The sequence below is a fragment of the Mobilicoccus sp. genome (assembly GCF_032060985.1).
In the GTDB taxonomy this organism is placed as follows: Bacteria; Actinomycetota; Actinomycetes; order Actinomycetales; family Dermatophilaceae; genus Mobilicoccus.
Genome location: NZ_DAMBGD010000002.1, coordinates 124,945 through 147,072, shown reverse-complemented (window position 1 = coordinate 147,072; position 22,128 = coordinate 124,945). Strand labels below are relative to the sequence as shown.

Below are 22,128 nucleotides of genomic sequence, written 5' to 3'. Positions count from 1 at the left end.
TCACCCGTACTCCGGGGCACCCCACGCCGCGACCCACCGCCCGATCGGACGGTGGGTCGCGGCACACCGCTCAGGGGGCGGGGATGAGGTCGAGCTGCTGGAGGATGACGCCCTCCCGCAGGGCCCAGGGGCAGACGACGAGTTCCTCGATGTCCAAGAGGTCCATCACCGCCTCGACGACCATCGCGCCGCCGAGCACCTGACGGGAGCGGGTGATCGAGACGCCCGGCAGGTCGGCGCGCTTCGCCTGCGGCATCGCGGCGAGCTGCGGCAGCGCCTCCTTGAGGGAGTCGCGGGTGAGGACGCGCCTCGTGTAGATGCCCTCGACGCTGGGCGCGGCGCCGGTGAGGCGGGCGAGGGAGCGGATGGTCTTGCTCGTGCCGACGTAGAGGTCGGGGGCGCCGACCTTGTTGAGGTCGCGGACGACGCGCGCGATCTCGGTGCGAACGAGCTTGCGGACCTTCTTGATCTGCGCGGGCTTGGGCGGGTCCCCGGGCAGGTGTTCGCGGGTGAGACGGCCGGCGCCGAGCGGCAGGGAGAGTGCGACGTCGGGGTCCTCGTCGATGCCGGAGGCGAGTTCGAGGGAGCCGCCGCCGATGTCGACGAGGAAGATGCGTCCCGCCGACCAGCCGTGCCAGCGGCGGGCGGCGAGGAACGTGAGTCGGGACTCGTCGGCCCCGGCGAGCACCTTGAGTTCGACGCCGGTCTCGGCGCGGATGCGGTCGAGGATCTCGTCGCCGTTCGGCGATTCCCGGATCGCGCTCGTCGCGAACCCCATGAGCGACTCGACCCCGTAGTCGTCGGCGACCTCGAGGCAGTCGCGCACGAACCCGAGCAGGCGATCGACGCCCTCGCCGTTGATGACGCCGTGCTCGTCCATGTAGTCGAACAGCCGCAGATCCACCTTGTGCTTGCTCGCGGGGATGGGATGCGCGCCCCAGAACGCGTCGACGACGAGCAGGTGGACGGTGTTCGATCCGACGTCGATGACTCCCATGCGCATGGACGGAAACCTACCGCGCGCGCTCCGCGGTCCGGCGCCCGCGTGCTGGTCAGAGCCCGGCGGCCGCCCTGCGCGGGTCCTCCCACTCGCGTGGGCCCCGAGCCGTGTCCACCGACACTCGCCGGGGACCCACCATGCCCCCGTGCCGCCAAGAGGTGGGCGGATACCCTGGCGCGATGACCGCACGAGGTTCACAGCCGTCCCCGGCGCCGGGGCTCGCGCGCGAGGTCGGCGAGCCGGCGTCCCGGACGTGGGTGGAGTTCGACGACCCGGCGGAGGAGGGGCGTCGGTTGCGGTGCGACCTCACGTGGCTGACGTCGGACTACCGCTGCATCTTCGGCGCGGGCTGCTCCGGCATCGACGCCGACCGCCCGGACGACGGGTGCTGCGTCCTCGGCGCGCACTTCACCGACGACGAGGACCGCGACCGCGTCGAGGCCGTCGTGCGTGATCTCGGGGACGAGGAGTGGGAGCTGCGCGAGGACGCCCTCGCCGACGGGTGGACCGAGACCGAGGACGGCGCGCTCAAGACGCGCGTCGTCGACGGCGCCTGCATCCTGCTCAACGGGCCCGGCGCGCCCATGGGCGCGGGATGCGCGCTGCACCAGTACGCGGTGGCGCGGGGCCTGGAGCCGCACACGGTCAAGCCCGACGTCTGCTGGCAGTTGCCGCTGCGCCGCACCTACCGGACGGTGACGCAGCCCGACGAGACCGAGTACCTCGAGGTCTCGATCGGTGAATACACCCGCGGCGGCTGGGGGCCGGGCGGCCACGACCTCGACTGGTACTGCACCTCCTCCCCCCTCGCGCACTCCGGGGACGCGCCCCTGTTCCGCACGAGCGAGGCCGAGCTCGTCGAACTCATGGGGCGGGAGGCGTACGAGGTGCTCGTCCCGCTCGCCGAGGCGCACCTCGCCGGGGTCGCCGCGCTGCACCGGGTGCCCGAGGGGGCACGGCTCCTGCCGTTGATCGTCCACCCCGCCACGGTCGCGGCGCGGGCCGAGGGACGACGATCGTGAGGGGGGTCGGAGTCCTTCGGGGTCGGCCGTGGTGACGCCGCCCGTGTCGTGGCGGCGGCCGCGGCATCGGGCAGTCCGCGGCATGGGAGGGGTCGTCAGTCGTGAAGGGGCCGGTGTCGTGAAGGGGCCGGTGTCGTGAAGGGGTCGGTGTCGTGAAGCACGGAGAACACCTGCCCGCGACGGGCGCGACGCCGAGCCCGAACATCTGGCATCACGCCGACACGTATGAGGTGGAGAACCGCGCCGTCGATCGTCGGGGTCTCATCCCGGCCGCGATGGCCCGCCTCGTCGCCGAGCACGGCGGCACGTGGGGTCATGTCCTCGACATCGGCTGCGGCACGGGGTTCCACCTGCCGCTCTGGGCGGAGCGGGCGAGGCGCGTCACGGGCATCGAGCCGCATCCGCCGCTGGTCGAGCAGGCCCGGTCGCGCCTCGCGTCCCTCGACCCGGCGCTCGCGGGGAGGATCGAGGTGAGGCCGGGAACGGCGCAGGACCTGCCGGTGGCGGACCACTCGATCGACGTCGCGCATGCCCGGTGGGCCTACTTCTTCGGGCCGGGTTGCGAGCCGGGTCTCGCCGAGCTCGACCGTGTGATGGCCCCCGGAGGCGTCGCGTTCGTCATCGACAACGACGCGTCGAGCTCGACGTTCGGCTCGTGGTTCCGACGGGCCTTCCCCGAGTACGATCCCGCCGCCATCGCGCGCTTCTGGCGGAGGTCCGGCTGGACGCGCGAGCCGCTCCTCGTCGCGTGGGAGACCGACACACGCGAGGACTTCGAGGCCATCGTCCGGATCGAGTTCACTCCCGGCCTCGCCGACGCGATCCTCGCCGAACACCCCGGCACGACCGTCGACTACGCGGTCGACCTCTGGTGGCGCACCTTCTGACCGGGTCGCCGCACCCACCCGCACTGGAGTCGACCGACCGGCCACTCGCCCATGAGGTCACGGCTGCCCGCTCCGCAGCGGGGGTAAGTGGCAACATCGACGGACTCGATCGGGAGCGCGACAGCGGGAAACGTCTGTCACCTGCGGTGATGCGGGGAGGGTGGGCGGCGGGCGAGCCTCGACTCCGCTGATATCATCACATGCCGCCCGCACGACCCCGCGCCGTCGAGGCACCCCGGGTGAGGCGCGCGTGAACGACGGCGCCACCGGCGACGTCCCCTCCTGGATCGCAGGCAAGGAAGCAGGTTCGCGGCTGCCATGGCGATCTCCTGGCCACATCCTCGGCTGCATCCCTGGCCCACCCCGCCGCCCGTGCACGGACGTCGCCGAGCGGCCGTCCCGCCGGTACCGTCCTCGCGCCGTGCCAAGGCATGTCGGGGGCGGCGCCTAGGGTGCCGGCCATGACGACGAGCACCTCCTCCCGCCGCAAGAACGGCCGCCCTGCGCAGACGGGGCATCGCTGCACCGAGTGCGGGTGGACCTCGGTCAAGTGGGTCGGCCGGTGCGGCGGCTGTGGGGCCTGGGGCACGGTCGTCGAGCTCGACGGTGCGCCGGCCGGGCGCACGCGGCCCGCGGGCTCGGTCGCCCGGCCGGCGCAACCGATCGGCACGGTCGACGCGACGGCCGCCGAGGCGGCGAGCACCGGTGTCGGGGAGTTCGACCGCGTCCTCGGCGGCGGACTCGTCAAGGGAGCGGTCGCGCTGGTGACGGGCGAACCGGGAATCGGCAAGTCGACCCTCCTCCTCGACGTGGCCGCGCGCACGGCCCGGCTGGGGCGCCGGGTCCTCTACGTCACCGGCGAGGAGTCCGCCGCTCAGGTGCGGCTGCGGGCCGAGCGCATCGGCGCCGTGGCCGACGGGCTGTACCTCGCGGCGGAGTCCGACCTCGGTACCGTCCTCGCCCAGATCGAGCGGGTCTCCCCCGACCTGTTCGTCCTCGACTCCGTCCAGACGATCTCGTCGGCCGAGGTCGACGGCGCGGCCGGCAACGTCTCGCAGGTGCGGGAGGTCGCGGCCGCGGTCATCGGCGTGGCCAAGGAGCGCGACATGTCGACCTTGCTCGTCGGTCACGTCACCAAGGACGGCGGCATCGCCGGGCCGCGGGTGCTCGAACACCTCGTCGACGTCGTCATCGGCTTCGAGGGCGACAGACACACCCGGCTGCGGCTGGTCCGCGCCGTCAAGAACCGATACGGCCCCACCGACGAGGTGGGGTGCTTCGACCTCGGCGAACACGGCATCCTCGGGCTCGCCGACCCGAGCGGTCTGTTCCTCTCCAGCCGTGACATGGAGGTCCCCGGCACCAGTGTCACCCTCACCCTCGAGGGACGCCGCCCCCTCGTGTGCGAGGTCCAGTCGCTCATGACCCGCGCCTCGGCCGGGTCGCCCAGGCGCACGACGAGCGGGCTCGACCATTCCCGCATCGCGATGGTCCTCGCCGTGCTCGAGAAGCACGTGCGCATGCCGGTCGGCGAATGCGACTGCTACGTCTCCACCGTCGGCGGAGTCAAACTGTCCGAGCCTGCGAGCGACCTCGCCGCCGCCCTCGCGATGGCCAGTTCCCTCGCCGATCGGCCGCTGCCGCGCGGCACCGTCGTCATCGGCGAGGTCGGGCTGGCGGGCGAACTGCGCCCCACCGCCGGCGTCGCGCGCCGCCTCGCGGAGGCCGGGCGGCTCGGGTTCACCCGGGCCGTCGTCCCGGCGGGGTCGGTCGAGGCCGGGGACATGCCGCGCGGTCTGCAGGTCCACCAGGTGGCACGGCTCGCTGAGGCGGTGCGCGGCCTCATCGGATCCGACCGGTAGACTCCCGAATACGCCCTGCTCAGGCCACCCGTCGTCCACCTCGTCGTCGGTACCCGCCGTCGATGACCGTCGGCGACACGTGCGAACCGTCCCTCGACGAGCTGTCGGTGAGACGTCGGACGGTCAGTCCCTGGCCGAGCGGACCATGCAGGAACCACGCGGGCCGCCCGGCACGCGGCCCCGCCCGGGAGGAGAGCTCGTGGCCGACATCGACGAGGAGCTGCGTCAGGCCCTCGCTGCCGTGGCCCCCGGAACCGAGCTTCGCGACGGCATCGAACGCATCCTCCGTGGCCGCACCGGCGCTCTCATCGTCCTCGGTCACGACAAGGTCATCGAGAGCATCGCCACCGGCGGGTTCCCGCTCGACATCGAGTTCTCCGCCACCCGCCTGCGCGAACTCGCCAAGATGGACGGTGCCGTCGTCGTCGACAAGGACGTCACCCGCATCCTCCGCGCCGCCACGCAGCTCCTGCCCGACGCCTCCATCGAGACGAGCGAGTCGGGCACCCGCCACCGCACCGCCGAACGGGTGTCGACGCAGTCGGGTTTCCCCGTCGTCTCGGTGAGCCAGTCGATGCAGATCGCGGCGCTCTACCTCAACGGCCGACGCCACGTGCTCGAGAACGCGGCCACGATCATCAGCAAGGGCAACCAGGCGCTGCAGACCCTCGAGCGGTACAAGAACCGCCTCGACGAGGTCATGGGCACCCTCTCGGCCCTGGAGGTCGAGGACCTCGTGACGATCCGCGACGTCGCCGCCGTGCTCCAGCGCCTCGAGATGGTGCAGCGCATCCGCGACGAGATCTCGGGGTACGTCGTCGAACTCGGCACCGACGGACGGCTCCTCAGCCTCCAGCTCGCGGAGCTGACCAGTGACATCGACCAGGATCGCGATCTCGTCATCCGGGACTACCTCAGCCCGATGTTCGACCGCACCCGTGAGGACGTCATCGGTGCGCTCGAATCGCTCGCGCAGTCCGCGCTCATCGACCTCTCCTCCTCCAGCGCCGCCCTCGGGTACTCGACGCTGCCCGAGACGCTCGACGAATCCATCAGTCCGCACGGCTACCGGCTGCTCTCCAAGATCCCCCGCCTGCCGGGCATCATCGTCGAACGCCTCGTCGAGCACTTCGGTGGTCTCCAACGCCTCCTCGCCGCCAACCTCGATGAGCTGCAGCGCGTGGACGGCGTCGGTGAAGGCCGCGCCCGGGCCGTCCGGGACGGCCTGTCCCGACTCGCCGAGTCGAGCATCCTCGAACGCTACGTGTGAGCCGGGCGCGGTGCCGCCGGCGCGATCCGCGTCGTCCCCTGGGCACCCCGGGCTCGCCCCATCCGTCACCTGACGGCGGGCTGCCCGGCTCGACACCTCGGTGCGGTCTCGAACCTGGCAGACTCCCCCGTCGTGACCGACGTGCCGCCCCGTGACCTCGCGCTCCTCCACGAGCGGATCCTCGCGTGGTTCGACGAGGCGGGCCGTGACCTGCCGTGGCGGCGGGCGGAGACGACGCCCTGGGGGGTGTTCGTCTCCGAGGTCATGAGCCAGCAGACCCCGGTCGCGCGGGTCGCGCCCGCCTGGGAGGCGTGGCTGGCACGGTGGCCCACCCCCGCCGAGCTCGCGGCCGACGCGCCGGGTGAGGCGGTGCGGATGTGGAACCGGCTCGGCTATCCCCGACGTGCGCTACGCCTGCACGAGGCCGCCTGCGTGATGGTCGAGCGCCACGCCGGTGAGGTTCCCGACGACGAGGCCGCGTTGCTCGCCCTCCCCGGAGTCGGGGCGTACACGGCCGCCGCCGTCGCCGCGTTCGCCCACGGTCGGCGCGCGACCGTCGTCGACACGAACGTCCGACGGGTGCAGGCCCGTCTGGTCACGGGGGCCGCCCTCCCCGCCCCGGCGTTGACCCGGGCCGAGTCCCGACTGGCCACACAGTTGTTGCCCGACGACGATGCCGACGCCGCCCGGTGGAACGTCGCCGTCATGGAGCTCGGGGCCCTCGTGTGCACGGCGCGCACCCCACGGTGTGAGGAATGCCCGGTCGCGGACCGATGCGTGTGGCGGCTCGCCGGCTCGCCCGTCTACGAGGGTCCGGCCCGCCGGAGCCAGTCGTGGGAGGGCACCGACCGTCAGATCCGCGGCCGGATCCTCGCCCTCCTGCGGCAGACGCGCGACCCGCTCACCGGCGACGACCTCCACGCCGCCTGGCCCCTCGACGACGCCCGGCGTGAACGCTGCCTCCTCGGGCTCCTCGAGGATGGGCTGGTCGAGGCGCTGGACGGCGAGCGCTTCACCCTGCCTCGCTAGGGCGCGTCTCACGGGGGCGGCATCTCGCCGTCGCGGGCGGGCACCGTGACGAGCGCCATTCGGACTCCCGTTCAGAACGCTCCACCAGAGGACGACAGGAGCTGGTGCCCGGTCGACTTTCCCCAGGACCGGATCCCAGCCCGAAAGGTCTCGACATGTCTCGTCGATTCACCACTGCCGTCGCCGTCGCCCTCGCCGCGACGACGATCGGCGCCGGCGTCCCTGCTGCCTCCGCCGCTCCCGCCTCCGCCGACGTCGTCGTCACGACGCACCTCCGGCTCGACCGCCAGGCGGCCGCCGCCCGGGCGCTGGCCCAGGCCACCGAGCGCGCAGTCCTGCTGCGTGCCACCGCGAACCGCCTCGCCGCCGAGGCGGCCAAGACCGACGCGGAGGCCCTCCGCTCGGCCCGCATCCAGGCCTACACCACGATGCAGACCGCCCGCACGTCCGCCGCCGGCGCACGCAGTGCCGCCACGTCCGCGGCGAAGGTCGTCACCCAGCGCGCCGCCGCCGTCGACGCTGCGACGACCGCGGTCACCCAGGCCGAGGCCAAGGCGACCGCCGCGAGCCGGGCGGCCGCTGCGGCACCCCAGGACGTGGCCCTCGCTCAGGCCGCCGTCGATGCCAAGGGCGATCTCACCGCCGCGCAGACGGCGCTGTCGACCGCCATGACGGCCCTCTCGCAGGCCAAGCAGGCGGCGGGCACCGCACAGGTCGGGGCCCTGGGCGCTCTGGTCGCGCTGCAGAACGCCACGACCGCCTACGGCACCGCGAACAAGGCATGGGTCGCGGCGGTGCGGGACGACCAGCGCGCCGCCGTCGCGGCCAAGGTCGCCGACCGCGCCGAGGCGCTCGTGTCCAGGCTGTCCACGCGGGGCTGACGCACCGGGTCTCTCCCCGACGGGCCGAGGATGCAGGTGAGGACGTGGCGACGTGGTCGTCATGGCAGCCCCCTCACCGCATCCTCGGCTGCGATCGTGGGCGGGCGACGAACCTCGGGGCGATGAGGGCGGGCCGCGCGGAGGCGGGGGTGATCGAGCGAGGCACCCGCGGGGCACGACACCGGTCGTCTGCGTCCTCCGCATCCCCAGGGTGCTCTAACGTTGTCGCTCGTGTCCCCCGTGCCCGCCCTCGCGACCGGACCGGGGCGTACCGCTCGCCGCGCCGTCACCGGCGGACCGGTCAGGGCATGTCTCGCTCTCGCCGTCGCCGGGTTCCGACGCACGACGTCCTACCGCCTCGCCGCCCTCGCCGGGATCGTCGCGAACCTCACCTTCGGCTACCTGCGCGGTGCGGTCCTCCTCGCGATCGCGGGCGCGAGCGCCGTCGCGAGCAGCGGATACGCGGCGAGCAGCCTCATGACGTACAACTGGCTCACCCAGGCGGCGATCGGGCCGCTCGCGCTCTGGGGCACGGCCGAACTCAGCGAGCGCGTGCGGACCGGTGACGTCGCCGTCGACCTCGCGCGACCCCTCGGACTGCTTCCCACCTACCTCGCCCAGGACCTCGGTCGGGCGGGCGCGGTGGCCCTCCTCCGGGGCCTCCCCACCCTGCTCGTCGGCGGTCTCACCGTCGGGATCGTCCTGCCTCTCACCCCCGGCCCCTGGGTGCTGGGCGCGGTCTCGATCGTGCTCGGCCTCGTCCTGTCCTTCCTCGCCCGGTTCCTCCTCCAACTGACCTCGTTCTGGATCGTCGAGACCCGCGGCCTGCAGACCCTCTACATGGTCGCCTCGGGGTTCTTCACCGGGCTCGTGTTCCCGCTCGCGCTCATGCCGTCGTGGCTGCAGACGATGGCGCGGAGCACCCCTTTCCCGGCCATGCTGCAGGACCCCGTCGACGTCCTGTCGGCGCGGGCCACCGGGGTCGCGGCGTGGGAACTCGTCGGCACGCAGGTGCTGTGGGTGCTCGCCCTCACCGTCCTCGCCAGGGTCGTCCTCGCCGCCGGCACACGGCGACTCGTCGTCCAGGGCGGTTGAGATGTCCGCCGTGTCCACCGCGTCGCTGCGCGCCTACCGCGTGCTCATCGGGTCGCGGCTGCGCAGCCAGCAGGTCTACACGACCTCGTTCGCGCTCGACGTGGTCGGGTCGGTCCTCACCGGCCTCGTCGAGTTCGGGGAGGTGTGGATCGTCTTCCACAACGTGCGCTCCCTCGGGGGTCTCTCATTCGGGCAGATCTGTCTGCTCTTCGGGATCGCCCACGTCGGGTTCGCCTTCTCGCAGGTGATGTTCGGTCACGTCGACCGCATCCCCCGGTACCTGCGCGCCGGCACCCTCGAGGCGTTCTACCTGCGGCCGTTGTCCCTGCTCGGGCAGCTCATCACCAGCGAGATCGCCCTGAGGCGCCTCGGGTGGGCCGCGCTCTCGGTCGTCGTCCTCTCCTGGGCGCTCACCGCGGTCGACCTCGTCTGGACGCCGGCGAAGGTCGTCCTGCTCGTCCTCTCGCTGCTCTCCTCGACCGCCCTGTTCGCGGCCTTGTTCGTCGCGGCGGCGGGACTGCAGTTCTTCCTCGTCGACGGCGAGGAGATGACGAACGCGTTCACCTACGGCGGCCGGTACGCCTCGCAGCAACCCGCCTCGATCTTCTCCCCGGGTCTCATCGCGGCGTTCGTGCTGGCCGTCCCCGTCGCGTTCACGGGGTATGTCCCGACGCTCGGACTCCTCGACCTGCCCGCCCCGCCCGCGCTGCCCTGGCTCGGCCCGCAGGCGGCATGGTGGTGCCCACTCGTCGCGGCGTGGACATGGCTCGTCGCCCTCGCCTGTTGGCGCGTCGGCACCCGGCACTACCAAGGAGGCGGCGGATGAGCGCCGGTCGACCGCTCGCGATCGAGACCCGTTCCCTCACGAGGGAGTTCCGGGTGCGGGCTCCCGGACGTCGCTTCGGGCGGACGACGGTGACCGCCCTCGCCGATCTCACGATCGCCGTCGAGGCCGGGGAGTCCGTCGGGTACATCGGCGCGAACGGTGCGGGCAAGTCGACGACGATCAAGATGCTCACCGGCATCCTCACGCCGACCCGCGGCCAGGTGCGCACCTGCGGCCTGGACCCCACGCGGCAGCGCCGCGACCTCGCGCGGCGCGTGGGCGTCGTGTTCGGCCAGCGCAGTCAGCTGTGGTGGGACCTGCCCCTACGCGACACCTACCCGATCCTCGCGGCGATCCACGGGATGACGCCCGCGCAGGAGCGCCGCCGCACGGCCGAGCTCGTCGAGGCGCTCGACCTCGGGGCGTTCCTCGACACGCCGGTACGGCAGCTCTCCCTCGGGCAGCGGATGCGGGGCGAACTCACCGCCGCACTCCTGCATTCCCCCGAGCTCGTCGTGCTCGACGAGCCGACGATCGGTCTCGACGTGTTGAGCAAGGCCCAGTTGCGCGAGTTCCTCCGTGGCGAGCGGGCCCGCCGCGGAACGACGTTGCTGCTCACGACCCACGACATGAGCGACATCGAGCACCTCTGCGACCGGGTGCTGCTCGTCGATCGGGGGCGTCTCGTCCACGACGGCGATCTGCCCTCCCTCGCGCGCACGGTCGGTGCCAAGCGGGTCCTCGTCGTCGACCTCACCACGCCCCACCCCGCGCTCCCCACGCTCACGGACGTCAGTGGGGCGCCGCTGTCCGTCGCGCACGTCGGTGTCCAGGGCGAGGGCCTGCGTCACCGGTTCGCCTTCGACCCGACCCGCACCTCGGCCGCCGCCGTTCTCGCCGCGGTCTCCACCCACGCCGACGTCCGGGATCTCGCGATCGAGGAACCCGACATCGAGGACGTCGTCCGCCGCGTCTACGGCGCCGCGAACCGGTCCTGAGGACGGCGGCGTGACGTCGGCGCCCCCGGTCGTGAGGGCACCCGCGTCACCGTCATCGTGACGCCGCGTCCCGTTCGTGAGGACGTCACGTCGGCCTGACGCCTCCGCGCCTCGTCGCTGTCACCGGATCGCCCACCGGCGCGGGCGAGCGCGTCATCACTCCTCGTGGACGACGCGGACGCGGCGGGGTGGGGTGAAGGAGTGGAGGGCGACGAGGTCGGGCATGTCGGCGACGCCGGGGCCGCCCGCTTCGAGCCAGGAGGCCACGGCGTCGAGGACGTCGGGGTCGTGGGTCTCGCGCAGCCAGCCGGGTCGCCCGCCCGCGCGGCGACCCTGCGGCGAGGGACGGACGACGGTGACGCTGTCGCCCTCGCAGACGTCGAAACACTCGACGGCCTGGGTGCGCACCCCGGTCCGATCGCCGAGACCGCACAACGGCACCCGGCCGACGACCTCACGCCCGTCGCCGGCCCAACACTCCTGGCACACCGCCACACTCGCGCGGGCAGCGCCACCCGGGCTCCCCGCCGGTGCGCCACCCGAGACACCCGTGCGGCGCCGGCTCACAGGATCCTCAGCATCCGGGTGTTCCCGAGGGTGTTGGGCTTGACGCGTTCGAGGTCGAGGAACTCGGCGACACCCTCGTCGTAGCTGCGCAGGAGCTCGGCGTAGACCTGGGGCTCGACGGGGATGCCCTCGATGGCCTCGAAGCCGTGCCGCCCGAAGAACTCCGTCTCGAACGTGAGGCAGAAGACGCGGGCGATGCCGAGTTCGCGGGCGTCGTCGAGGAGGCGGCGCAGGATCGCCGAGCCGGTGCCCGTCCCCAGCTGGTCCTGGCGCACGGTGAGCGTCCGCACCTCGGCGAGGTCCTTCCACATCACATGGAGCGCACCGCAGCCGAGCACCTCGCCCGAGGCGTCACGCACGACCCGGAACTCGGGCACGGTCTCGTAGTAGGCGACCCGTTCCTTGGCGAGCAGGATGCGTCGACCCGCCTGTGGCTCGACGAGGTCACGGATGCCGTCGACGTCCGCGGTCGTGGCGCGGACGACCTCGATGGGCTGACGCGTCACGCGCGGCGGCCCGGGGTGACCGGGAGGGCACGCTTGTGTGCGGTGCGGTGGTACCACCCGGTGATCGTCTCCTCGGCCTCGGCGGGGACGTCCTTGCCCTCGAGGTAGTCGTCGACGTCGGCGTAGGCGACGCCGAGCGCCTGCTCGTCGGGCAAGAGCGGCTTGTCGGTCTCGAGGTCCGCGGTCGGGACCTTCTCGACGACGCCCTCGGGGGCACCCAGGTGCCGGGCGATCTCTCGCACCCGACGCTTGGGCAACCCCGCGAGCGGCGTGAGATCGCACGCGCCGTCACCGAACTTGGTGAAGAACCCGACGACGGCCTCGGCGGCGTGATCGGTGCCGACGACGAGCATCCCGCGGGCGCCGGCGATCGTGTACTGCGTGATCATCCGCTGGCGGGCCTTGACGTTTCCGCGCACGAAGTGGGCCTTCTCCGGCGGGGTCATCCCCGCGGCGAGACACGCGTCCCACATCGCGTCGGTGGCGGGGGCGATGTCGACGGTGAGGGTCTCGTCGGGCCGGATGTAGCCGAGCGCGCGCTGGGCGTCGGCCTCGTCGGCCTGGACGCCGTAGGGCAGGCGCATCGCGACGAACGTCGCGTCACCGCCCTCGTCACGCACCCGCTCGCACGCGAGCTGGCACAGGCGGCCGGCGAGGCTGGAGTCGACACCGCCGGAGATCCCCAGCACGTATCCCTTGACCCTCGTGCGGCGAAGGTAGTCGGCGAGGAAGGCGACGCGGTGCTCGGCCTCGGCGGCGGCGTCGAACGTCGCCGGGTCGATGACCTCGAGTTCGTCGATGATGCGCTGCTGCAGCTCACGGTCCGTCATGCGGGTCAGTCTCCAGCGTGCGGGTCCGGAGTCACAAACCGGGGTCCCAGGACGGGGTGGGACGCCGCCCGGGACACCGCGCCCGACACGGCGTCCGGGACCTCACTCCGACGTGGCGGAAGGCCGACCCCCGAGTGGGGATCGGCCTTCCGTCAGACCTCGGACCTCACGTCTCAGGCGTGGGCCTGACCATCGGACCCGCCGGTCGGCGCCGACGGCGGGGTCGGCGGCACCGAGGGGGTACCGGCCGCGCAGGCCGCACCACCGGGGGTGCCGTGGATGTGCTCGGAAGTGCCGTGGTCACTGCCCTCGGCGTGCTCGGGCAGCGGCGCGTCGCCGAAGTCCTTCTTCGTGCCGGCGAACGTGAGCGTCGCCGCGTCACCCTCACCCTCGACGTCGACGGAGACCAGCTCGCCCGTGCCGAGCTCTCCGTAGAGGATCTTCTCGGACAGCACGTCCTCGATGTCGCGCTGGATGGCACGACGCAGCGGACGCGCACCGAGCACCGGGTCGTACCCGCGCTTGGCCAAGAGCCGCTTGGCCGCGGGCGTGAGCTCGACGCCCATGTCGCGGTCCTTGAGGCGCTCGTCGAGACGGCCGATCATGAGGTCGACGATCTGGACGATCTCGTCCTCCGAGAGCTGCGGGAACACGACGATGTCGTCGACGCGGTTGAGGAACTCGGGGCGGAAGTGCTGCTTGAGCTCGTCCTGCACCTTGTTCTTCATGCGCTCGTAGTTGCCACCCTGGTTGCCGTCGGGGGCGAAGCCGAGTGAGACCGACTTGGAGATGTCCCGGGTGCCGAGGTTCGTCGTCATGATGATGACGGTGTTCTTGAAGTCGACGACGCGACCCTGGGCATCGGTGAGGCGGCCGTCCTCGAGGATCTGCAGGAGGCTGTTGAAGATGTCCGCGTGGGCCTTCTCGACCTCGTCGAACAGCACGACCGAGAACGGCTTGCGACGCACCTTCTCGGTGAGCTGGCCGCCCTCCTCGTACCCGACGTAACCGGGCGGGGAACCGAACAGCCGCGAGACGGTGTGCTTCTCGGCGAACTCGCTCATGTCGAGGGTGATGAGGGAGTCCTCGTCCCCGAACAGGAACTCGGCGAGCGCCTTGGCGAGCTCGGTCTTACCGACACCGGTCGGTCCGGCGAAGATGAACGAGCCACCGGGGCGACGCGGGTCCTTGAGACCCGCGCGGGTGCGACGGATCGCCTGGGAGAGCGCCTTGATCGCGTCGTCGTTGCCGACGATGCGCTTGTGGAGCTCGTCCTCCATGTTGAGCAGGCGGGTCGACTCCTCCTCGGTGAGCTTGAAGACCGGGATGCCGGTCGACGCGGCGAGCACCTCGGCGATGAGTTCCTCGTTCACCTCGGCGACGACGTCCATGTCGCCGGCCTTCCACTCCTTCTCGCGCTTGTTCTTGGCCTCGATGAGCTGCTTCTCGTCGTCACGGAGCTTGGCGGCCTTCTCGAAGTCCTGCCCGTCGATGGCCGCCTCCTTCTCGCGGCGCACGTGGGCGATCTTCTCGTCGAACTCGCGCAGGTCCGGCGGCGCGGTCATGCGCTTGATGCGCAGGCGGGCGCCGGCCTCGTCGATGAGGTCGATGGCCTTGTCGGGCAGGTAGCGGTCGTTGATGTACCGGTCGGCCATGTTGGCGGCGGCGACGAGGGCGCTGTCGGTGATGGACACGCGGTGGTGCGCCTCGTAGCGGTCGCGCAGACCCTTGAGGATCTCGATGGCGTGGCTGAGCGTGGGCTCGGCGACCTGGATGGGCTGGAAGCGACGCTCCAGGGCCGGGTCCTTCTCGATGTGCTTGCGGTACTCGTCCAGCGTGGTGGCGCCGACGGTCTGAAGCTCGCCGCGGGCGAGCATCGGCTTGAGGATGCTCGCGGCGTCGATGGCGCCCTCGGCGGCACCGGCACCGACGAGGGTGTGGATCTCGTCGATGAACAGGATGATGTCGCCGCGGGTGCGGATCTCCTTGAGGACCTTCTTGAGGCGCTCCTCGAAGTCACCGCGGTAGCGCGACCCGGCGACGAGCGCGCCGAGGTCGAGGGTGTAGATGTGCTTGTCCTTGAGGGTCTCGGGGACCTCGCCCTTGACGATGTCCTGCGCGAGGCCCTCGACGACGGCGGTCTTGCCGACGCCGGGCTCGCCGATGAGGATCGGGTTGTTCTTCGTGCGGCGCGACAGCACCTGCATGACCCGCTCGATCTCCTGGCTGCGCCCGATGACCGGGTCGAGCTTGCCCTCGCGGGCGGCCTGGGTGAGGTTGCGCCCGAACTGGTCGAGCACGAGGGACCCGGCGGGGGTGCCCTCGCCGGAGGTCGACTGCCCACCGACGCCCGCGGACGCGGTCTCCTTGCCGCCCTGGTAGCCCGAGAGCAGCTGGATGACCTGCTGGCGCACCTTGTTGAGGTCGGCGCCGAGCTTGACCAGCACCTGGGCGGCGACGCCCTCACCCTCGCGGATGAGGCCGAGCAGGATGTGCTCGGTGCCGATGTAGTTGTGCCCGAGCTGGAGGGCCTCGCGGAGGCTCAGCTCGAGGACCTTCTTGGCCCGCGGCGTGAACGGGATGTGGCCGCTGGAGGCCTGCTGACCCTTGCCGATGATCTCCTCGACCTGTTCGCGCACGGCGTCCAGGGAGATCCCGAGGCTCTCCAGGGCCTTGGCGGCGACACCCTCACCCTCGTGGATGAGGCCGAGCAGGATGTGCTCCGTGCCGATGTAGTTGTGGTTGAGCATGCGCGCTTCCTCCTGCGCAAGCACGACCACGCGGCGGGCTCGGTCGGTGAACCTCTCGAACATGAAAACTCGCTCCTCGCTATCGAGATCACTCGATGCTATCTGTGCTCCTCGCGCATCCTCGACTTGTCATGTGTGCCCGGCGGGGCGGGCGACCATGCACGGAGACGGGATGGTCTCGGGGTCCACAACGTCATGCAGGGCAGGGGTGTTCCCTGGGAGGCGGCGGGTGCTGTCCGCTCACGGCGGACACGGCCTGCCCTGAGCGTGGAGAGGCGGCCGCCGGAACGTCGACGACACCCTGCGGCCCCGTCCGCCACGCCGGCCGTCATGCGGCCGTCGCCCCCTCGGTCTCGGCGTCGAGCTCCCGCGCGTAGCGGGAGGCGAGCGCGGAACAGACCATGAGCTGGAGCTGGTGGAAGATCATCAGCGGCAGGATGACGAGCCCGACCTTCTCGCCCGCGAACAACACGGCCGCCATGGGAAGGCCGGTGGCGAGGGACTTCTTGGTGCCGCAGAACTGGATCGCGATGCGGTCTCCCCGAGAGAAGCGCAGGGCCCGTGCGGTGGCGGCGGTCGCCCACAGGACGACGGCGAGCAGCAGAGCGCTCACGAGCGCGACGATGAGGATCTGCCCGACCGAGACCATCCCCCAGATGCCCTCTCGCATCCCTGCGGAGAAGGCGGAGTAGACGACGAGCACGATGACCCCGCGGTCGACGAACTTCAACCACGCGTTGTTGTTCGCGAGCCACGTGGCGGTGAACGGCCGCGACACCTGCCCCAGCACGAACGGCACGAGGATCTGGACGACGAGATCGAGGATCGAGGAGGTCTCGACATGCAGGCCCCCCGCTCCGCCGGTCATGAGGAGCATGACGAGCAGCGGCGTGACGAGCACGCCGATGAGGTTGGAGAACGACGCACTCACGATGGCCCCGGCGACGTTGCCCTTGGCGATCGAGGTGAACGTGATCGAACTCTGCACCGTCGAGGGCACGAGGCACAGGTAGACCACCCCGAGCGCGAGCGGCGCGGTGAGCACGTGTCGCATCGCGATCCCGAGCAGGAGCCCGAGCATCGGGAACACGACATAGGTGAACGAGAGGATCACCGCGTGGAGCCGCCAGTGGCGGATTCCCGCGAGCGCCTCACGCGGTTCCAGTCGGCCTCCGTACATGAAGAACAGGACGAAGATCGCGACGGTGACGACGCCATCGAGGGCGGGCACCGCGTCCCCGGTCGCCGGGATGACCGCCGCGACGGCCACCGCCGCGAGGATCGCGAGGAGGAATCCGTCGAGACGCACCGGACCGATCTTCATGGCTCCACCCAACCACGCCCCTGAAACTCGCCCGTCCCGGTGCCCCCGGGCGCCCCGGCCCGCCCGGTCCGGCGGGTGTCCCGACGCCGAGGGGACGGGGCACGAACGCCCCGACACCGGCGGGGCCGGCGTCGTGTCAGCGCTGCGGCCTCACGAACGGGAAGGTGAGGACGCCGCGGATGGAGGTGGCGAGCAGGAGCATCGCGAGGCGGTCCACGCCGATGCCGAGACCGCCGGTGGGCGGCATCCCGGTCTCGAGCGCGCGGAGGAAGTTCTCGTCGACCTCCATCGCCTCGGGATCGCCGAGCGCGGCCTTGAGCGACTGCTCGGTGAGACGTCGGCGCTGCTCGATGGGGTCGGTGAGCTCGGAGTACGCGGTCCCCAGTTCCATCCGGTCCACGACGAGGTCCCACCGCTCGACGAGGCCCGGTTCGCTGCGGTGCGGGCCGGTGAGCGGGGAGGTCTCGACGGGGAAGTCGACGTAGAACGTCGGGTGGACGGTGGTGGCCTCGACGAGGTCGGCGTACAGCTCCTCGATGACGGCGCCGGGTCCCATCCCGTCGTGGACGGCGACCTCGTGACGCCGGGCGATCCCGAGCAGCGACTCGAAGTCCATGTCGAGGCTCACCTCCCGCCCCACCGCTCGCGACACGGCCTCGAGCACGGGCACGACGGGCCACGGCGCCGAGACGTCGACGAGTTCGTAGGCGTCGGGGTCGTCGCCCGCGCCGGTGCGCAGGGGCACGAGCGGCGCGCCGTGGATCGCGGTCGCGGCGTCCTTGACGAGGCGCTCGGTGAGCAGGCGCATCGTCGTGTAGTCCCCGAACGGTTCGTAGGCCTCCAACGAGGTGAACTCGGGGTTGTGGGTGGCGTCGGCGCCCTCGTTGCGGAAGTTGCGGCCCAGCTCGAACAGCGGCCCCATGCCGGCGACGACGAGACGCTTGAGGTAGAGCTCGGGCGCGATGCGCAGTGAGAGGTCGACGCCGTAGGCGTTGGAGTGGGTGCGGAACGGGCGTGCCGAGGCCCCGCCGTGGACGGTGTGGAGGATCGGGGTCTCGACCTCGAGGTACCCGGCGTCGTGCAGGGTGCGGCGCAGCGAGGCGACGACCGCGCTCCGCACCCGCAGCATCCGGACGGCCTCGGGGTGGACGAGGAGGTCGGTGGCACGCTGGCGCAGGCGGGTCTCCGGGTCGGTGAACGCCTTGAACGGCACCTGGTGCAGGGACTTGGCGACGATGCGCCACGACGTCGCGAGCACCGAGGGGGTGCCGTTGCGCGAGTGGCCGAGGCCGCCCTCGACGACGAGCAGGTCGCCGCCGTCCGCGGAGGCGGTGAAGACCTCGACGGCCACGTCGCCGGTCAGGGAGCCGCGTTCGAGCACCACCTGGAGGGTGTCCGGGCCGTCGACGAGCTGGGCGAACACGACGCCCCCGTGATTGCGGATCGCGCGGATCCGCCCGCACAGGCGCACCTCGCCGGACCACTCCTGCGGCGGGCGCGACGCCACCGACGCGAGCCCCTCGGCAGGCGCGACACCGACGGCGTAGGGGTCGAGACCGCGGGCACGCAACTGCTCCACGCGCGCGAGGCGAACGAGGGTCTGGTCCCCGCGCCGGGGCCCGAGAGAGGCCGCGTCGATCGTCGGACGCGCCTCGATCTCCCGCACCCGGGCGAGGTGCTCGGGGTCGAGCTGCGGCACCGGCGTGGTCCGCAGGAACGAGGGGAGGAAACCCTCGGCCAGGCCCATCGCGAGCAGCGCCTGGGGCAGCGACAGGCGCGAGTCGAAGCACACGTACCGCGGCACCCAGTGGGGGCGGTACTTCTGGTTGGAGCGGTAGAGCCGCTCGAGCTGGAAGAACCGGTCGAGTCCACCGAGGACCGAGGAGTTGAACCTCGTGAGGGCGCTGGCACCGAGCTGTTCGGCGTCGACGAACACGCTGCGCAGGAACGCGAAGTTGAGGGAGATGCGCCGGATCCCGAGGTCGGGTCCGCCCTCGAGGAGCGTGGTGACGAGGAGCTCGGTCGTGCCGTTGGGCGCCTGGGGATGGCGACGCATCGTGTCGAGGGAGATCCCGCCGGTCCCCCACGGGACGAACGAGAGCAGGCCGAAGCACTTGCCGTCGGCGTCGTGGGCGGTGACCCACACGGTGCGGCCGTCGGCAGGGTCTCCGCGACGGTCCAGCGCCATGGAGAACCCACGCTCGGTGCCGCCCTCGCGCCAGGCGTCGGCCATCGCGACGAGCTCGGCGAGCTCGACCTCCCCCATGTCCTGCTGACGACGGATCTGGGCGACGAGCCCGAAGCGTCGGGCGTGCTGCACGGCTCGCCGCACCGGCGTCATCGTCGTCGTGTCGAGGTGGAACTCGTCGGTGTGGAGGATGGCCTCGTCGCCCATCGCGATCGCGTCGAACCCGGCGGCGACGTAGGCCCGGCCGCCGGTCTCGCTCACCCCGAGGATCGCCGGTACCCACCCGTACCACCGGGCCTGCGCCTTCCACCGACGGATGGCGTCGCCCCAGGAGACCGGGTCGCCGATGGGGTCGCCCGCCGCGAGGGCGACGCCCCCGACGACGTCGTAGGCGACGACGGCACGTCGGTCGCCGGAGAAGACGAGCGACTTGTCGCGACGGGTGGCGAAGTACCCGAGGGAGTCCCGGTCTCCGTACTCCCGCAGCAGCGCCCGAAGTTCGACCTCGTGGTCGGGAGTCCACGCGTTGTGGTCGCGGGAGGACCGGGTGAACAGCCAGACCGCGACGATGAGCGTGACACCGACGATGAGCGAGGCGATCTGCGACACCGCGGGCGGCACCGGGAGGACCGAGTGCGCCCACGAGCCGGTGAACCCGATCGCCCGGAGGACGACCGATCGCACGAGCGCCGGGTCGGAGGCGTCGCGCTCGAACCACGTGAGCATCGCCCAGGTGACGAGCACCGCGACCCCGAACCCGATGACGAGGGCCGCGACGAGCGTCGTCCACGAGCCTCGGCGCAGGCGTCCCGGGAACGCGGGTCGCGCCCACCAGCAGAGCCCGAGGATGACGATGGCGGGCGCCATCGCCCCGAGGTCGACGAGCGCGAGCGCGAACCACCACCCGCCGTGGGGCCAGGTGATGTCGGCGTCGGTGAAGAGCAGGTAGGCGACCTGCAGGGCTGTGAGCATGCCGAAGACCTGGAACAGGGCCACGGCGACGAGACCCACGCGCTTGCGGCCGACGAGCGCGCGGGTGATGAGGGCGAGGACGACGACGGAGATCGCGGAGTTGCTCGCCGGCACGTTGATGAACTGGAAGAGGATCTCCGGCCAGGAGACGTGTCGCCGCCCCCAGTGCTCGAACAGCCAGAGGAACACCGTCGCGACCGTGGCGACCGCGTACGTCCACACGAGCACGCGGGCGACGATCTCCTGCCGCCGGGTGGTGTCGCGGGGGCCGTGCTCGACCCGCGACGCCCGGCCGTCCCCCCGCCGGGGATCCGCGACGCCGACCGGGCTCCGGTTCCCGTCGGTCTCGCCGCCGACCGCCCGGTCCTCGGTGGATCGGTCACGTGGAGCTGTCGAACTCGGCATCGCTACGGTCACTTCCTCGCTCAACTCACCAATCACCGACACACGGCGCCCCCGCGGCGTCCCGACGTCCGTGACGACGTCGGGGGCGATGCGGCCCCCGTCCCTCCCCCCCCAGATTCGCACGGGGACGCGGGAACCCCGCGCACCACGACGCCGAGCTCACCTCGATCGCCGCAGGCCGCGAGGCCCGCGCCCCGCGACTCCCCCGGGACGGCGGAGCCCATCTCACTACTCCCAACTGGACGGGCGCTGAGTGGCGACGGGGTCGGACCTCCTCGCCACCTCCGTAGACTCCGAGGCAGGCCGCCACCGTCGCCGACCGGCTCCCGAGAGGACATCGTCATGACCGCCGAGACCGCCACCCGACCCGAGCTCGTCGACCTCCGCCGCACCCTGCACCGGGACCCCGAGGTGGGCCTGGACCTCCCCCGCACCCAACGGACGCTCCTCGGCGCGCTCGAGGGCCTGCCCCTGGAGATCACGACGGGTAGCTCCCTCACATCGATCACCGCGGTGCTCCGCGGCGGTCGACGTCCCGAGGCCGACGCCCCGGCGGTGCTCCTGCGGGCCGACATGGACGGCCTGCCCGTCCACGAGGAGACGGGTGTGGAGTACGCCTCGACCACCGGCACGATGCACGCCTGCGGCCACGACCTGCACATGGCGATGCTCGTCGGCGCCGTCCGCGACCTCTGCGAGCGCAGGGCGGAGCTGCCCGGCGACGTCGTGTTCATGTTCCAACCCGGCGAGGAGGGGTACGACGGCGCGAGCCACATGATCCGGGAGGGCGTGCTCGAGGCCTCCGGGAGACGCGTCGACGCCGCGTACGCGATCCACGTGTGGTCCTCCCTCGAGCCCGGCGGCACGTTCGACACCAAGCCGGGCGCGATGATGGCCGCCTCCGACCGCCTCCAGGTCAAGGTCGTCGGCGAGGGTGGGCACGGCAGCACCCCCCACCGCGCCAAGGACCCGGTCCCGGCCCTCGCCGAAATGGTCACCGCCCTGCAGGTCCTCGTCACGCGCCGGTTCGACGTGTTCGACCCCGTCGTCATCACCGTGGGCTCGCTGCACGCGGGGTCGACCAACAACGTCATCCCGGAGTTCGGCGAGTTCGACGCGACGGTCCGCTCGTTCTCCCCGCAGGCACAGGAGCGGCTGTTCGAGCTCGTCCCCCGCGTCCTCACGGGGATCGCCGACGCGCACGGGGTCCAGGTGGAGATCGACTTCCAGCGTCAGTACCCCCCGACGGTCAACGACGACGCCGAGACCGAGTTCGTCGCGGAGGTCGTCGAGGACCTGTTCGGCCCCGCGCGGCACGAGCGCTGGCGCAACCCGCTCGGCGGCTCCGAGGACTTCTCCCGGGTGCTCGCCGAGGTCCCCGGCGCGTTCATCGGCCTGTCCGCCGTGCCCGAGGGTGGTGACCCGGACACCGCCCCCTTCAACCACTCCGCCTACGCGACGTTCGACGACTCCGTCATCGGAGACGGCACCCGCCTCTTCGTCGAACTCGCCACCCGCCGCCTCGCCGCCCTCGCGGGCTGACCCCGGCGGTCGTCGGGTCTGTCGCGGCCGTCCGCTTCGTCGGGCCGCCGGGCCGGTCGGGACGCCTGGCCGGTCGGGCCACCTGGCCGGTCGGGCCACCCACCGGGCCGGGCAGGCCACCCACCGGGCCGGGCGGGCCGGTCCAGCCGGGCCGACCACCACACCCCGAACACC

At 72.0% G+C, this 22,128-nt stretch carries 17 protein-coding genes; 10 read left to right on the top strand and 7 right to left on the bottom strand.

Annotated elements, in window-relative coordinates; translation table 11 throughout:
• Window positions 1-70: 70 nt before the first annotated feature.
• Complete coding sequence (locus RT054_RS02410) at window positions 71-1,003, bottom strand: Ppx/GppA phosphatase family protein (RefSeq protein WP_313021996.1); 933 nt, start codon at window positions 1,001-1,003, stop codon at window positions 71-73.
• A gap of 176 nt (window positions 1,004-1,179) precedes the next feature.
• On the opposite strand from RT054_RS02410, the gene RT054_RS02405 reads away from it, so the two are divergent.
• The 9 genes from RT054_RS02405 to RT054_RS02365 all read left to right on the top strand — a co-directional run bounded on the left by RT054_RS02405 (window position 1,180) and on the right by RT054_RS02365 (window position 10,870).
• The gene (locus tag RT054_RS02405; protein WP_313021994.1) at window positions 1,180-2,022 is read left to right on the top strand and encodes a hypothetical protein; all 843 of its coding nucleotides are present in this window, start codon (window positions 1,180-1,182) and stop codon (window positions 2,020-2,022) included.
• A gap of 152 nt (window positions 2,023-2,174) precedes the next feature.
• Window positions 2,175-2,909: a class I SAM-dependent methyltransferase gene (locus RT054_RS02400; protein WP_313021992.1), complete on the top strand. Its 735-nt coding sequence runs from the start codon at window positions 2,175-2,177 to the stop codon at window positions 2,907-2,909.
• Between the two features lie 461 nt (window positions 2,910-3,370).
• Window positions 3,371-4,771, top strand: coding sequence for a DNA repair protein RadA (radA, locus tag RT054_RS02395; RefSeq protein WP_313021990.1), 1,401 nt, complete (start codon window positions 3,371-3,373; stop codon window positions 4,769-4,771).
• Between the two features lie 199 nt (window positions 4,772-4,970).
• On the top strand, window positions 4,971-6,041 hold the full coding sequence (gene disA, locus RT054_RS02390) for a DNA integrity scanning diadenylate cyclase DisA (RefSeq protein ID WP_312721660.1): 1,071 nt from the start codon (window positions 4,971-4,973) through the stop codon (window positions 6,039-6,041).
• A gap of 141 nt (window positions 6,042-6,182) precedes the next feature.
• Window positions 6,183-7,070 (top strand): A/G-specific adenine glycosylase, encoded by an 888-nt coding sequence (locus RT054_RS02385; RefSeq protein WP_312721684.1) that lies wholly within the window; start codon window positions 6,183-6,185, stop codon window positions 7,068-7,070.
• Window positions 7,071-7,225: 155 nt separating this feature from the next.
• Entirely contained in the window at window positions 7,226-7,951 is a 726-nt protein-coding gene (locus RT054_RS02380) for a hypothetical protein (protein WP_313021987.1), read from the top strand.
• A 231-nt stretch (window positions 7,952-8,182) separates the two neighbouring features.
• On the top strand, window positions 8,183-9,046 hold the full coding sequence (locus tag RT054_RS02375) for an ABC-2 family transporter protein (RefSeq protein WP_313021986.1): 864 nt from the start codon (window positions 8,183-8,185) through the stop codon (window positions 9,044-9,046).
• Window position 9,047: 1 nt separating this feature from the next.
• Window positions 9,048-9,872 (top strand): ABC-2 family transporter protein, encoded by an 825-nt coding sequence (locus RT054_RS02370; protein WP_313021984.1) that lies wholly within the window; start codon window positions 9,048-9,050, stop codon window positions 9,870-9,872.
• Complete coding sequence (locus RT054_RS02365; protein WP_313021982.1) at window positions 9,869-10,870, top strand: ATP-binding cassette domain-containing protein; 1,002 nt, start codon at window positions 9,869-9,871, stop codon at window positions 10,868-10,870. The genes RT054_RS02370 and RT054_RS02365 overlap by 4 nt, the downstream gene beginning before the upstream one ends.
• Before the next feature lie 156 nt (window positions 10,871-11,026).
• Here the strand turns inward: RT054_RS02365 and RT054_RS02360 are convergent, their stop codons facing one another.
• The 6 genes from RT054_RS02360 to lysX all read right to left on the bottom strand — a co-directional run bounded on the left by RT054_RS02360 (window position 11,027) and on the right by lysX (window position 20,412).
• Complete coding sequence (locus RT054_RS02360; protein ID WP_313021980.1) at window positions 11,027-11,359, bottom strand: (2Fe-2S) ferredoxin domain-containing protein; 333 nt, start codon at window positions 11,357-11,359, stop codon at window positions 11,027-11,029.
• A 74-nt stretch (window positions 11,360-11,433) separates the two neighbouring features.
• Window positions 11,434-11,943: an amino-acid N-acetyltransferase gene (locus RT054_RS02355; protein WP_312721673.1), complete on the bottom strand. Its 510-nt coding sequence runs from the start codon at window positions 11,941-11,943 to the stop codon at window positions 11,434-11,436.
• Window positions 11,940-12,773 carry an ammonia-dependent NAD(+) synthetase gene (gene nadE, locus RT054_RS02350; protein ID WP_312721674.1) on the bottom strand — a complete coding sequence of 278 codons (834 nt, stop codon included), beginning with the start codon at window positions 12,771-12,773 and terminating at the stop codon, window positions 11,940-11,942. Before nadE ends, RT054_RS02355 begins: the two co-directional genes overlap by 4 nt.
• 173 nt (window positions 12,774-12,946) lie before the next feature.
• Window positions 12,947-15,586, bottom strand: a complete 2,640-nt coding sequence (locus RT054_RS02345) for an ATP-dependent Clp protease ATP-binding subunit (protein ID WP_312721676.1) — start codon at window positions 15,584-15,586, stop codon at window positions 12,947-12,949.
• A 265-nt stretch (window positions 15,587-15,851) separates the two neighbouring features.
• Window positions 15,852-16,847, bottom strand: coding sequence for a bile acid:sodium symporter family protein (locus tag RT054_RS02340; RefSeq protein WP_312721678.1), 996 nt, complete (start codon window positions 16,845-16,847; stop codon window positions 15,852-15,854).
• A 136-nt stretch (window positions 16,848-16,983) separates the two neighbouring features.
• Window positions 16,984-20,412, bottom strand: coding sequence for a bifunctional lysylphosphatidylglycerol synthetase/lysine--tRNA ligase LysX (gene lysX / locus RT054_RS02335; RefSeq protein ID WP_313021976.1), 3,429 nt, complete (start codon window positions 20,410-20,412; stop codon window positions 16,984-16,986).
• 342 nt (window positions 20,413-20,754) lie between these two features.
• Between lysX and RT054_RS02330 the strand changes: the two genes are divergently transcribed.
• Entirely contained in the window at window positions 20,755-21,954 is a 1,200-nt protein-coding gene (locus tag RT054_RS02330; protein ID WP_313021975.1) for a M20 family metallopeptidase, read from the top strand.
• Window positions 21,955-22,128 lie beyond the last annotated feature (174 nt).